This is a genomic window from Pseudomonas sp. FBCC-B1565, assembly GCF_059133265.1.
Genome location: NZ_CP101438.1, coordinates 599,267 through 612,495 on the forward strand (window position 1 = coordinate 599,267; position 13,229 = coordinate 612,495).

The following is a 13,229-nucleotide window of genomic DNA, read 5'->3' on the forward strand; positions in this document are numbered from 1 at the left end:
ATTGTCCCAGGCGTTGGCCGGCAGTAGGTTGAAACCATCTGCTGACGGAGACATTGCCATGCCTGAGTACAAAGCTCCCCTTCGCGACATGCGCTTTCTGATCGACAACGTGTTTGATTTCCACGGCCACTACGCCGCGTTGGGTGCCACCGACGCCAGCCCGGACATGGTCGGTGCGATCCTCGAAGAAGGCGCGAAATTCTGCGAGAACGTGCTGGCGCCGCTAAACCGCAGCGGCGATGAAGAAGGCTGCCATTTCGACAATGGCGTGGTCACCACGCCCAAGGGTTTCAAGGAAGCCTTCGCCCAGTACGTGGAGGGCGGCTGGCACGGCGTGGCGGCGGACCCGGCCTACGGTGGCCAGGGCTTGCCGCAGTCGCTCGGCCTGGTGCTGAGCGAGATGATCGGCTCCAGCAACACCTCCTGGGGCATGTACCCCGGGCTGACCCACGGCGCGATGTCGGCGATTCACGCCCACGGCACCGCCGAGCAAAAAGACACCTATCTGACCAAGCTCACAGCGGGCGAATGGACCGGCACCATGTGCCTCACCGAAGCCCATTGCGGCACCGACCTGGGCCTGATCAAGACCCGTGCCGTGCCCCAGGCAGACGGCAGCTATGCGGTCACCGGCAGCAAGATCTTCATCTCCGCCGGCGAACACGACATGAGCGCCAATATCATCCATCTGGTGCTGGCCAAGCTGCCGGATGCGCCGGCAGGCACCAAGGGTATCTCGCTGTTTATCGTGCCCAAATTCCATGCCGATACGGGTGAGCGCAATGCGGTGCACTGCGGTTCCATCGAACACAAGATGGGCATCAAGGCGTCCGCTACCTGTGTGCTGAACTTCGATGGCGCCAGGGGCTTCCTGATCGGCGAGCCGAACAAGGGCCTCAACTGCATGTTCACCATGATGAACCACGCGCGCCTGGGCACCGGCATGCAGGGCCTGTGCAATGGCGAAGCGAGCTTCCAGGGTGCGATCAAATACGCCAACGACCGTCTGCAAATGCGCGCGCTGACCGGCGCCAAGGCCCCGGACAAAGCGGCTGACCCGATCATCGTGCACCCCGATGTGCGCCGCATGCTGCTGACCATGAAGGCCTTCAACGAAGGCAACCGCGCACTGACCTACTTCACCGCGCAATTGCTCGACACCGCGCACCTGAGCAGTGACGCCGGCCAGCGCCAGGATGCCGAAGACCTGTTGGCGTTCCTCACGCCCATCTGCAAAGCCTTTATGACCGATACCGGCCTTGAGGTGACCAACCACGGCATGCAGATCTTCGGCGGCCACGGTTACATCCGTGAATGGGGCATGGAGCAGCTGGCGCGCGATGCGCGGATTGCGCCGATCTATGAAGGCACCAACGGCATCCAGGCCCTCGACCTGCTGGGGCGCAAGGTGCTGGGCAGCCAGGGCAAGTTGCTGCGTGGGTTTACCAAAATCGTGCATAAGTTCTGCGGGGCGAATGCCGAGCACCCACAACTCAAGGCCTATGTGGCGCAGCTCAATCAGTTGAACGGGGAATGGGGCGAGTTGACGACGAAGGTCGGCATGGCCGCCATGAAGAACCCCGATGAGGTGGGCTCGGCAGCCGTGGATTACCTGATGTACAGCGGTTACGTGGTGCTCGCGTACCTGTGGCTGCGCATGGCGATCGCTGCTCTTGAACAGCCAGATGGCGATTTTGCCAAGGCCAAGCTGGCCACGTGCGAGTTCTACTTCAAGCGTCTACTGCCGCGTACGGCTACCCATCGCGCTGCCGTGGAAGCGGGCAGCGAATGCCTGATGAGTCTGCCTGCGGAGGCGTTTGCGTGGTGATGACTTAAAAATACCAATCAGTCACAAGTGGACCCTATGTGTCTGAAAAGTTGTTCGGGTACACTCTGAGCCTGTAAAACCGACTCTTACCGAATTACTTTTCACGTTCTCACGAGGTTTGCCATGGCTGATTACAAAGCGCCGCTGCGTGATATGCGCTTCGTCCTCAACGAAGTCTTTGAGGTCGCCACCACTTGGGCCCAGTTGCCGGCATTGGCAGACACCGTTGACGCCGAAACCGTAGAGGCCATCCTCGAAGAAGCCGGCAAGGTCACCGCCAAATCCATCGCCCCGCTCAGCCGTGGTGGCGATGAACAAGGTTGCCGTTGGGACAACACCGCCGTGTTTACCCCGGACGGTTTCCCACAGGCCTACAAAACCTATGCCGAAGGCGGCTGGGTGGGTGTCGGTGGTGATCCTGCGTTCGGCGGCATGGGCATGCCCAAGGCCGTGTCGGCCCAGGTCGAAGAGATGATCAACTCGTCGAGCCTGGCCTTTGGCCTGTACCCGATGCTGACGTCTGGCGCCTGTGTGTCGATCAACACCCACGCCAGCGAAGCGCTCAAGGCCACTTACTTGCCGAAGATGTATTCCGGTGAGTGGGCCGGTTCCATGTGCCTGACCGAGGCCCACGCCGGGACCGACCTGGGGATGATCCGCACCAAGGCCGAGCCACAGGCGGACGGTTCCTATAAAGTCAGCGGGACCAAGATCTTTATCACCGGCGGTGAACACGACCTCACCGATAACATCATCCACCTGGTCCTGGCCAAGCTGCCGGACGCGCCGGCGGGGCCCAAGGGGATTTCGCTGTTCCTGGTGCCGAAGTTCATGGTGAACACCGACGGCAGCCTGGGTGCCCGTAACGCTGTGAGCTGCGGCTCCATTGAGCACAAGATGGGGATCCAGGCGTCGGCGACCTGCGTAATGAACTTCGACGAGGCCGTTGGTTACCTGGTGGGCGAGCCGAACCGAGGCCTGGCGGCGATGTTTACCATGATGAACTACGAGCGTCTGGGGGTGGGTATCCAGGGCCTGGCGTCCGGCGAGCGTTCCTACCAGAACGCCATCGAATACGCCCGCGACCGCCTGCAAAGCCGTGCACCGACCGGCGCCCAGGCCAAAGACAAAATGGCCGACCCGATCATCGTGCACCCGGACGTGCGGCGCATGCTGCTGACCATGAAAGCCGCCAACGAAGGTGGCCGGGCGTTCTCCACCTACGTGGCGACGCAACTGGACATCGCCAAGTTCAGCGACGACGCCGCAGCCCGCGAGCGTGCAGATAACCTGGTGGCGTTGCTGACGCCGGTGGCCAAGGCATTCCTGAGCGACCTGGGCCTGGAAACCACTGTGCTGGGCCAACAGGTATTTGGCGGCCACGGTTATATTCGCGAGTGGGGCCAGGAGCAGCTGGTGCGCGATGTGCGCATCACCCAGATCTATGAAGGCACCAACGGCATCCAGGCCCTGGACCTGATGGGGCGCAAGATCGTCGGCAGTGGCGGGGCGTTCTACACCCTGTTTGCCGATGAGATCCGCGCGTTCATTGCCTCGGCGGGGGCCGAGCTGGCCGAATTCACCAAGCCGCTGGGCGTGGCGGTGGATAACCTGGATGAGTTGACCGCCTGGGTGCTGGACCGCGCCAAGACCAACCCGAATGAGATCGGCGCGGCGTCGGTGGAGTACCTGCATGCCTTTGGCTACATGGCGTATGCCTACATGTGGGCGCGCATGGCCAAGGCCGCGTTGGGCAAGGAGTCGGAAGAAGACTTCTACGCCAGCAAGCTCGGGACTGCACGCTTCTACTTTGCGCGCCTGTTGCCGCGCATCCACTCGCTGAGTGCGTCGGTAAAAGCCGGTAGCGAATCACTGTTTTTGCTGGATGAAGCCCTGTTCTAAAGGCTTGGAGGGCGTGTAAGCATTCTCTTACATGACGTACTGCTATTCGTCCTCTATCGCCATATTGGATCCACGGATAATCTACTTCACATGGACGTCGCGCAGGAAGCGCAAAGCAACAACACGGACACGTAGGATTCTGCCAGGACGGCGGAGTGAAATGGATGTCAGGGAAACAGTCTGCAAAGCCCCGCTTCGGCGGGGTTTTCTTTTGCCCGCGAAAAAGTCAGGCAGGCGCCTGCGGGGCATTCATCACGTCTTCCAGCAAGGTGCGCAGCAACGCCACCGTCGCCTGCTGGCGTTGCACATCGCGGCATACCAAACCGACTTTCAGCGGCACCCTGGGTTCACTCAAGGGTTTCCACAGCAGCGCCTGGCTGTTGTGTTCATCCTGGGAGCGCCCCGGCAGTACCGTCGCCAGCTTGGTATGAGGCAGGCTATCGAGAATCCCCGCCATGGTATTGAGCTCTGCCTGCACTTGCGGGCGCCGCCCGAGGTTGGACAGTTGGCCCTGCCAGATCTGCCGGACCTGGAATTCTTCCCCGAGCAGCAACATCGGCAACTCGGCGGCCTGCTTCAGTGAGACTTTCTTGAATTCGCGCAAGGGATGGTCTTCTGGGATGACCACCTTCAACTCATCTTCGTACAACAACACGCCGTGCAACCCTGGCTGGCGTGGCGGCAAGTAGCTGATGCCGATATCCAGCGAGCCGTTGAGTAGCCGCCGCTCAATCTCAATTCCAGTCAATTCGTAGATCTGCACCACCAAATGTGGCTGGGCCTTGCGCACGCGCTCGAGCATCTGCGGGACCAGGCTGGTGTGCACGGTTTGCAGCACGCCGATGGCCAACGTGCGCATCGCCTGGCCCTTGAAGTTGCGCAGGGCCTCAACCGCCTGCTGCATGCCATCGATCAATGGCAGGGCGTGGTTGTACAGCGTATGCGCCGCCAGTGTCGGCAGCAGGCGCTTGCTGCTGCGTTCGAACAGGCTCACATCCAGGTTCTGCTCCAACTGGCGAATCTGCTGGGACAGCGCCGGCTGGGAGATCGACAGACGCTCGGCGGCACGGCCTACGTGGCCTTCCTCATACACCGCGACGAAATAACGCAGTTGCTTGAAATCCATAAGACTTACTTATCGAAAAAGCTGGAAAATCGAAATGGCCGCTGGCCCCCGAGGCGCCTAGTCTAGCGCCTATTCGCAGGGCTTACAGGGCCGGATCGGGCAATGAACAGCGTTTATGTTGATAGCGTTTACATAGGCAAGGCAAAAAACCTCAAGGCAATAATGACGGGTCGCAGCGACCAAGGTCCGATTACTATTGGGGGTGAATCATGAATCTGTTCCGTCGCCCCGCGCCGAGCCTGGACGATTTAGTTCTGGAGACGCCCAGCGATAATCCTCCCAACGAATCCCTGATGCCCTCCGTAGCGCGGCCACCCCAAGTCTTCGTGCGCGGCCAGGGTTCCTGGCTGTGGGACAGCGATGACAGGGCTTACCTGGATTTCAGCCAGGGAAACGCCGCCAACAGCCTCGGCCACAGCCCGCAGGTGTTGATCAAGGCACTGGCCGACCAGACTCAGGCGCTGATCAACCCAGGCAACGGCTTGCATAACCGCGCTCAACTCAACCTCGCCGAGCGCCTGTGCCATCGCACCGGCAGTGACCAGGCTTACCTGCTTAACAGCGGCGCGGAAGCCGTTGAAGCCGCGATCAAGTTGGCGCGCAAATGGGGCCAACTGCATCGCGGCGGCGCCTATCGCATCATCAGCGCGAGCGGTGGTTGCCATGGCCGTAGCTTTGCGGCGATGTCGGCGTCGGCAAGTACGCTTGAAAACCGTTTTGAACCACAGTTGCCCGGTTTCAGCCATGTGCCCTTCAACGATCTGCCGGCCCTGCATGCAGCAGTCGACGCACAAACTGTCGCCATCCTGCTGGAGCCGATCCAGGGCGAAGCGGGTGTAATCCCCGCGACAGAGCACTATCTCAAGGGCGTCGAGCGCCTGTGCCGTGAACTGGGGATCTTGCTGATCCTCGACGAAGTGCAAACCGGCATGGGCCGCTGCGGCACTTTGCTCGCCGAGCAACAATACGGCGTACGTGCCGACATCATCACCCTCGGCAAAGGCCTGGGTGGTGGGGTTCCCGTTGCAGCGCTATTGGCTCGCGGCAAGGCCTGTTGCTTCGAAGTGGGCGAGCTGGAAGGCACCCACCATGGCAACGCGCTGATGGCGTCGGCCGGGCTGGCAGTACTCGACTCCGTGCTGGAGCACGGCTTTATGGATCACGTGCGTGAGACCGGCTTGTACCTGGGCGAAGGTCTTGCCCGCCTGGCCTACCGCTACGGCCACGGTCAACTGCGTGGCCATGGCCTGATGTGGGGCCTGACGTTGTCGGATGATTCTGCGGATGCTGTTGTAAAAGCGGCGCTGCACGAAGGCCTGATCCTTCAAGCTCCGCAACCCAACTGCCTGCGCTTCACCCCGGCCCTGACCGTGAGCAAAAGCAACATCGACGAAATGCTCCTGCGCCTGGCCCGCGCCTTCTCCCGCGTGCGTACCGCCCAACTGCAATGCCGCAAGGGTATCGCCGTTTAACCCTTATTCCTGAACCGTCTCGCGGTCTACGCAGCGCCTCCGGCCTGATTCTTTTGGCCGGGGGCGTTTTTTTGCCTGGATGGCCCAACGCCAGATCCCACTGAACCCTCACGAATGCCCAAGGTCGATTAGCTACACGGCTCACACGAGCCGATTTTCTGGAGCTGATCCCATGGATTTCATTCGTATCATCATCGCTATTCTGTTGCCGCCACTGGGTGTGTTTCTGCAAGTGGGTTTCGGCGGCGCGTTCTGGCTGAATATCCTGCTGACCCTGTGCGGCTACATCCCGGGCATCGTGCACGCGGTGTACATCATCGCCAAGCGCTGAGGCCGTCAGCCTTTTGCGATGAGCCGTGAGTTGCGCTCGTTGCGAAAGGCCAACTGCTCGATGGTCTGGGTGGCGTATTCGGCTTCTTCCCGCGCTTGCAGGATGATGCCGTGCTGCTCGGACTTGCTGCACACCGGGTCGGCATTGCTCGCGTCCCCCGTGAGCATGAAGGCCTGGCATCGGCAGCCGCCGAAATCCTTTTCCTTTTCATCGCATGACCGGCACGGTTCGGGCATCCAGTCGTAGCCACGAAAGCGGTTGAAGCCGAACGAGTCGTACCAGATGTGCTGCATGCTGTGGTCGCGCACATTGGGAAATTGCACCGGCATCTGTCGGGCGCCGTGGCAGGGTAGGGCGGTGCCGTCCGGCGTCACGGTCAGAAAGATACTGCCCCAGCCGTTCATGCAGGCCTTCGGGCGTTCTTCGTAGTAGTCCGGTGTGACGAAGATCAGCTTGCACGGGTGACCTTCCGCTTCCAGCTTGGCGCGATATTCGTTGGTGATGCGTTCGGCGCGCACCAATTGTTCCCGAGTCGGCAACAACCCCACTCGATTGAGCTGTGCCCAGCCGTAGAACTGGCAGGTGGCGAGCTCGACAAAGTCCGCCTCCAGCGCAATGCAAAGCTCGATGATGCGGTCGATCTTGTCGATGTTGTGCCGATGGGTCACGAAGTTGAGCACCATCGGGTAGCCGTGGGCCTTCACCGCACGGGCCATCTCCAATTTCTGCACAAAGGCTTTTTTCGAGCCGGCCAGCAGGTTGTTCACCTGTTCGTCGCTGGCCTGGAAGCTGATCTGGATATGGTCCAGGCCGGCTCTCTTGAAGTCGCTGATCTTCTGCTCGGTGAGGCCGATACCCGAGGTGATCAGGTTGGTATAGAACCCCAGTTTGCGTGCTTCAGCGATCAACTCGGCCAGGTCCTGGCGCACCAGCGGCTCACCGCCGGAAAACCCCAGCTGCGCGGCCCCCATCTCGCGGGCTTCGCGGAATACCTTGAACCACTGCTCGGTGGTCAGCTCCTTGCCCTGCTCGGCAAAGTCCAACGGGTTGGAACAATAAGGGCACTGCAACGGGCAGCGGTACGTCAGCTCGGCCAGCAACCACAGCGGCAGGCCGATGGCCGGCTTTTCAGGCAAGGGTGATCCAGTGCTCAGCACGGGCGACCTCCATGAATTGCTCGATATCTTCACCGAGCTCAGGCACACCAGGAAATTGTTTCTCCAGCTCGGCGATGATGGCCGCCACGTCGCGCTCGCCGTCGATCAAGCCACCGATCAATGCGGCGCTGTCGTTGAGCTTGATCATGCCTTCGGGGTAGAGCAACACGTGGCCTTTTTGCGCCGGCTCGTACTGGTAACGGTAGCCTGGGCGCCAGGTCGGTTTCTTGCTGCGGTCAAAGCTCATAGGGTGATCCCTTTATGCCACACCCGCTGCTCGGTCACGCTGTGATACGGCGGGCGCTTGAGTTCATAGGCCATGCTCATGGCATCGAGCATGCTCCACAGGATGTCGAGTTTGAACTGGAGAATCTCCAGCATGCGCTCCTGGCCTTCGCGGGTGGTGTAGTGCTGCAGGGTGATCGCCAACCCGTGTTCCACATCGCGGCGGGCCTGGCCCAGGCGGGTGCGGAAGTATTCATAGCCGGCCGGGTCGATCCAGGGGTAATGCTGCGGCCAACTGTCGAGGCGCGACTGGTGGATCTGCGGCGCGAACAACTCGGTCAACGAGCTGCTGGCGGCTTCCTGCCAACTGGCGCGACGGGCAAAGTTGACGTAGGCGTCTACCGCGAATCGTACGCCGGGCAGTACCAATTCCTGGGAGCGCAGTTGGTCGGGGTCGAGGCCTACCGCCTGTCCCAGGCGCAGCCAGGCTTCGATGCCGCCGTCTTCACCGGGGGCACCATCGTGGTCGAGCAGGCGCTGGATCCACTCGCGACGGATCTCACGGTCCGGACAGTTGGCCAGGATCGCAGCGTCTTTGAGCGGGATGTTCACCTGGTAGTAGAAACGGTTGGCGACCCAGCCCTGGATCTGCTCGCGGGTGGCGCGGCCTTCGTACATCGCCACGTGATACGGGTGGTGGATGTGGTAGAAGGCGCCCTTGGCTCGCAGGGCGGCTTCGAATTCGGCGGTGGTCAATGGCGTGTCAGTCATCTCTTCAGCTCCTACAATTCAATGCTCATGCCGTCGTAAGCCACTTCGACATTGCGCCGCACCAATTCCGCTCGCTCGGGGGAGTCTTCATCGAGGATCGGGTTGGTGTTGTTGATGTGGATAAGCACCTTGCGCTGCTCGGGCAACTGTTCCAGCACTTCGAGCATGCCGCCGGGGCCGTTTTGCGCCAGGTGGCCCATCTCGCGGCCGGTGCGGGTGCCCACGCCACGGCGCTGCATTTCATCGTCATCCCACATCGTGCCGTCCACCAGCAGGCAGTCGCTGCCGGCCATGATCTCCAGCAATGGCGCGTCGACCTTGCCCAGGCCCGGGGCGTAGAACAGTTTGCCGCCAGTGCGCAGGTCTTCGACGATCAGGCCAATGTTGTCGCCCGGGTGCGGGTCGAAGCGGTGTGGCGAGTAAGGCGGCGCTGCGCTGCGCAACGGCAGCGGGGTGAAGCGCAGGTTGGGGCAGGCCGGGATGGTGAAGCTGGCGTCCAGCTCGATACGGTTCCAGGCCAGGCCACCGTTCCAGTGGGTGAGCATGGTGAACAGCGGGAAACCGGTGCTGAGGTCTTCATGGACCATGTCGGTGCACCACACCTGGTGCGGGCAGCCTTCGCGCAGGCTCAATAGGCCGGTGGTGTGGTCGATCTGGCTGTCCATCAGGATGATCGCGCTGATGCCGGTATCGCGCAGGGCGCGGCCGGGTTGCATCGGTGCAAAGCCCTGGAGTTGCGCGCGGATATCCGGCGAGGCGTTGCACAGTACCCAATTCACGCTATCGTCGGAGATCGCGATGGACGACTGGGTGCGCGCCTGGGCCCGCAGGCTGCCATCACGAAAACCCGCGCAGTTCACGCAGTTGCAGTTCCACTGCGGGAAACCACCGCCGGCGGCGGAGCCTAGAATCTGGACAAACATGGTCGCTCCATCAAGCTCAAAACAAAAACGCCCCGGGCGAACCGAGGCGTTGTAGTACCCAGCGGATTAACGGCTGGCGAAGTACATGGTGACTTCGAAACCGATGCGCAGATCAGTGTAAGCAGGTTTGGACCAGGTCATATTCATACTCCTACGAAGGGATGGGACGTTTACTACCAAGTAATACATATAGTCCACCTCCAGTCGGAGATGTTCAGATGTGTGCGTGGGAATATTACTCAATTCTTTTCAAGTTAGCGCTGTCTTGAGGGAGAAAGCCTTTTGCAGGGGCGGCAATGATCACCCTGCCGCTTGCCACTTAGTCGATATGCGCGGTCCGTTGGCCACGCAGCGCCAGCCGCCTGCGGCGTCGTTTAATTGTTGCGCGGCATGCTGCAATGCTTCGCGGGTACAGGTTTGGATCCGGGATTGAAGTTGAACCAGGTAGTCCGACGGATGGCCCGCCAGATGGGCATGCCACAGCAGTTCGGCGGCTTGGGCGTTGGGCAGCGTCCGTGCGCAGAACTGCTCGGCCAACGCCAGGTTGCCCAGGTCGTCGCTGCGGTCGATCAGCGCCGGCAGTTGCTTGAGGAAGGTGTTCAGGTGATCGGCGATGCCCGATAGGGACAGGCCAGGGGATTGCACACCGAACAGCAGGCCGGTCTGGCCGTTTATCTGTCGGATGCTGCTGAACACGGCGTAGCCGATTTGCAGCTCTACCCGCAGGCGTTGGTAGAACGGCGCCTGGAGCAGATGGCCGAGTAGTCGCCATGCGGCTTCGTCCGCCAAGGATTGGCGTGGTGTTGGACAAAACAGCAGCAGGGCGGCTTCGTTTGAGTCGGCTTCTACTTCATGCCAGATACGTTGGCCGCTGAGGGATGGCGCGACATGATTGAGGCTTGCAGGTTGCCCCGGCAGGCGGGCCGCAGCGGTTTTGATCGCGGCTTCATGGGCGGTAGAGAAACCCAGCCCCAGGCCTTGCCAACGTGCGGTGTCCCACGCGGCTGTTTCGGACGTGGTCGTGGCGCAGCAAGCGGGCAGCGCCTTGAGCAATTCGCGGATGGCGATCATGGGCGGCGCGGCGGCTTGTGCCTCTTGCGGATCGCCCAGGCGTTGCGCCAGCACTTCCAGAACTGCTGGGATCGGCTCCTGTAGCCCGACCATTTTCACCAGCCAGTGACTGCCCAGGTTTTCGAACGACACTTCGACACCCGCCTGGCGGGCATTGTCGCGCAACGACTGCAACGCGCTTTCCTGATGTGGCGGAGCTGATTGCCATTGCAGATACAACGCGCCTTCGTGGCTGTCGTCCGCCAATGCCTGGCTGAAGGCCAGTGCCGATGCATCACGACGCCCTCGGGAGCGATCCTGGGCAAACGTGCGCAAGCCTCGGTGGGCGCTGGTCTGGCCGCGAATCAGGCCGGCGCGTTCTTCCTTCACCGGCGGGCGCAGGAAAGGGTTATTCGGCGGCAGTTGCCATGGGTGTTCGGAGGGTGGCAAGCGCAGCGATTCAAGCAGGGCCTCAAGGGCGACGGCATCCTGTTCCGACAGGTCCTGGCGGTCATTTCGGGCCAATGCCAGGGCGTCTTGGGTTTGCTGTTGGCGAGCGGCCAGCAGAGCAAACGCTTCGCGCAACGCAGCCCAGTCGCTGTGTGCGAAAAAGCTCAGCCAGTCGTACAGCAACGCCTCGACTTGTGTGGCTGATTCAGCGGGACCACTGAGCGTAATGAAGATATCCAGCACTGCTTGCCCGGCGAAGTGATACAGCACCGACGCCTGCAGTGCGCTCGCCAGGTGTCGCGCTTTCAGTTCGGCCAGCAATCCGCCGGGTGCCGACGCGTTAAGCCAGGTGCAGAGAAACTCCAGCGCTTCACGGGGCGCATCACAGGTGATGACCTGGTGCAGATGATCATTGGCAATGTGCTGATAGTGCTGCGCTTGCCCCGGCATCAAGGCCAGGGGCACGGATTGCGGGCGCAGGGGCCCTGAAGTCAGCTGTTCACTGAACCGCTGTGCCAAGGTTTCCAGTGCCTCCAGCGATTGTGGGCCGGCCAGGCTCAAGGTCATCTGCCCGCTCTGATAGAACTGCGTGTGAAATTCCTGCAAGGCTTGCTGAAAGGTCTCTCGCTCAACTGGCAGGCTGTCGCGGTTGCCTGCATGAAAGCCACGTAGCGGATGATTCACCGCCAAACCTTCCAACAGTGCGACTTGTTGTTGCGCCTGTGCATCTTGGGACCAGGCGATAAATTCCGCGTGCAGCACCTCACGCTCACGCAATTGATCCTCCAGCGCCAGGCGCGGATGGGTCAGCATGTCGGCCAAGCGCTCCAGGCCCCCGGCAAAAGTGGCATCCGGCAGTTCAAAGAAGAAGTCCGTGGTGCGCTCACGGGTGCTGGCATTGACCTGGCCCCCATGGCTTTGCACGTAGGCCATCAACCCGTCATCCGTGGGAAAACGCTCTGTCCCGAGAAACAGCAAATGCTCCAGGAAGTGCGCCAGCCCCGGCCACGCCAACGGCACATCATGGCTGCCGGCCGCCACGCTCAGCACGGCGGCGCAGCGCTTCAACCGTGGGGCATGACGCAAGGAAACCCGCAGGCCATTGGCCAGGGTCAGGTGAAGGTGATGAGGGGGGGCCGGCGCAGGCATGGGCACTTCCGAAACATAGAATGTGCCTATGCTAACAAACCGGCTGGATCAGGGCTTGTGCAGCGCGCCGTACAACTCGGGGCGGCGGTCTTGCAGGTAGTGATTGGCGCTGCGGGCGTCAAGGAGCGATTGGCGCTCCAGCGTACCGACGATCAAGGCTTCATCCAGGCCGGCCTGGGCAATGCGCTGTCCATTCGGCGCGGCAATGCTGCTCTGCCCGCAGTACTGGATCTCGCCTTCATGCCCGCAGTAATTGGCGTAGGCCACATAACACTGGTTTTCAAAGGCTCGCGCCCGCACGGTGACATCGGCGACAAAATCGAACGGCACCATGTTGGCAGTGGGCACCAGGATCAGCTCAGCGCCAGCCAGGGCCAGGCGCCGGGTGTTTTCCGGGAACTCCAGGTCATAGCAGATCAGGAAACCGAGCTTCCAGCCGTTGAGTTCTACCAGTGGGAAATCATCGTCACCGGCGCTGAACATCGAATGGTCCAGGTCGCCAAACAGATGGGTCTTGCGGTAGTTGCACAGGCGCCGGCCGTGGGCGTCGATCAACTGCACGGCGTTGTAGATCTGACCATCCTCAGCCCGTTCCGGGTAACCGTACAGAATCGCCAGGCCGGCGCTTTTGGCCAGTTCGGCAATCGCCTGCGCCGACGGCCCGTCCTGCGTCTCGGCCAAGGCGCCAACGGCTTCGGCACCGATGTTGTAGCCGCTGAGGAACATCTCCGGCAGCACCAGCACATCGGCATCGGAGGCCTCATGCGCCAGTTGATGCAGGCGCTTGAGGTTGCCGGCCACATCCAGCGGCAGCGGCGGGCATTGGTACAGGGCGACGCGCATGT

12 protein-coding genes are annotated in these 13,229 nt (G+C 61.5%); 4 read left to right on the forward strand and 8 right to left on the reverse strand.

Annotated elements, in window-relative coordinates; translation table 11 throughout:
• Positions 1 to 58 precede the first annotated feature (58 nt).
• Positions 59 to 1,828, forward strand: a complete 1,770-nt coding sequence (locus NL123_RS02735) for an acyl-CoA dehydrogenase C-terminal domain-containing protein (RefSeq protein WP_494357180.1) — start codon at positions 59 to 61, stop codon at positions 1,826 to 1,828.
• Between the two features lie 123 nt (positions 1,829 to 1,951).
• Positions 1,952 to 3,730, forward strand: a complete 1,779-nt coding sequence (locus NL123_RS02740; protein WP_494357181.1) for an acyl-CoA dehydrogenase C-terminal domain-containing protein — start codon at positions 1,952 to 1,954, stop codon at positions 3,728 to 3,730.
• 226 nt (positions 3,731 to 3,956) lie between these two features.
• Here the strand turns inward: NL123_RS02740 and NL123_RS02745 are convergent, their stop codons facing one another.
• Complete coding sequence (locus tag NL123_RS02745; protein ID WP_179030327.1) at positions 3,957 to 4,856, reverse strand: LysR family transcriptional regulator; 900 nt, start codon at positions 4,854 to 4,856, stop codon at positions 3,957 to 3,959.
• Between the two features lie 209 nt (positions 4,857 to 5,065).
• On the opposite strand from NL123_RS02745, the gene NL123_RS02750 reads away from it, so the two are divergent.
• Positions 5,066 to 6,328, forward strand: a complete 1,263-nt coding sequence (locus NL123_RS02750) for an aspartate aminotransferase family protein (RefSeq protein WP_248484967.1) — start codon at positions 5,066 to 5,068, stop codon at positions 6,326 to 6,328.
• A gap of 172 nt (positions 6,329 to 6,500) precedes the next feature.
• Positions 6,501 to 6,659, forward strand: coding sequence for a YqaE/Pmp3 family membrane protein (locus NL123_RS02755; RefSeq protein WP_003228885.1), 159 nt, complete (start codon positions 6,501 to 6,503; stop codon positions 6,657 to 6,659).
• A gap of 5 nt (positions 6,660 to 6,664) precedes the next feature.
• Here NL123_RS02755 and pqqE read toward each other — a convergent pair whose 3' ends face one another.
• The 7 genes from pqqE to NL123_RS02790 all read right to left on the reverse strand — a co-directional run bounded on the left by pqqE (position 6,665) and on the right by NL123_RS02790 (position 13,227).
• Positions 6,665 to 7,795, reverse strand: coding sequence for a pyrroloquinoline quinone biosynthesis protein PqqE (gene pqqE / locus NL123_RS02760; protein ID WP_494358278.1), 1,131 nt, complete (start codon positions 7,793 to 7,795; stop codon positions 6,665 to 6,667).
• The gene (gene pqqD / locus NL123_RS02765) at positions 7,788 to 8,063 is read right to left on the reverse strand and encodes a pyrroloquinoline quinone biosynthesis peptide chaperone PqqD (RefSeq protein WP_092242265.1); all 276 of its coding nucleotides are present in this window, start codon (positions 8,061 to 8,063) and stop codon (positions 7,788 to 7,790) included. Before pqqD ends, pqqE begins: the two co-directional genes overlap by 8 nt.
• Positions 8,060 to 8,812 (reverse strand): pyrroloquinoline-quinone synthase PqqC, encoded by a 753-nt coding sequence (gene pqqC, locus NL123_RS02770; RefSeq protein ID WP_017138042.1) that lies wholly within the window; start codon positions 8,810 to 8,812, stop codon positions 8,060 to 8,062. Before pqqC ends, pqqD begins: the two co-directional genes overlap by 4 nt.
• A gap of 11 nt (positions 8,813 to 8,823) precedes the next feature.
• The gene (gene pqqB / locus NL123_RS02775; RefSeq protein ID WP_494357182.1) at positions 8,824 to 9,735 is read right to left on the reverse strand and encodes a pyrroloquinoline quinone biosynthesis protein PqqB; all 912 of its coding nucleotides are present in this window, start codon (positions 9,733 to 9,735) and stop codon (positions 8,824 to 8,826) included.
• Between the two features lie 66 nt (positions 9,736 to 9,801).
• Positions 9,802 to 9,876, reverse strand: coding sequence for a pyrroloquinoline quinone precursor peptide PqqA (gene pqqA, locus NL123_RS02780; protein ID WP_003194766.1), 75 nt, complete (start codon positions 9,874 to 9,876; stop codon positions 9,802 to 9,804).
• A gap of 159 nt (positions 9,877 to 10,035) precedes the next feature.
• On the reverse strand, positions 10,036 to 12,384 hold the full coding sequence (gene pqqF / locus NL123_RS02785; RefSeq protein ID WP_494357183.1) for a pyrroloquinoline quinone biosynthesis protein PqqF: 2,349 nt from the start codon (positions 12,382 to 12,384) through the stop codon (positions 10,036 to 10,038).
• Between the two features lie 48 nt (positions 12,385 to 12,432).
• Positions 12,433 to 13,227 (reverse strand): carbon-nitrogen hydrolase family protein, encoded by a 795-nt coding sequence (locus tag NL123_RS02790; protein ID WP_058424748.1) that lies wholly within the window; start codon positions 13,225 to 13,227, stop codon positions 12,433 to 12,435.
• Positions 13,228 to 13,229: the final 2 nt, after the last annotated feature.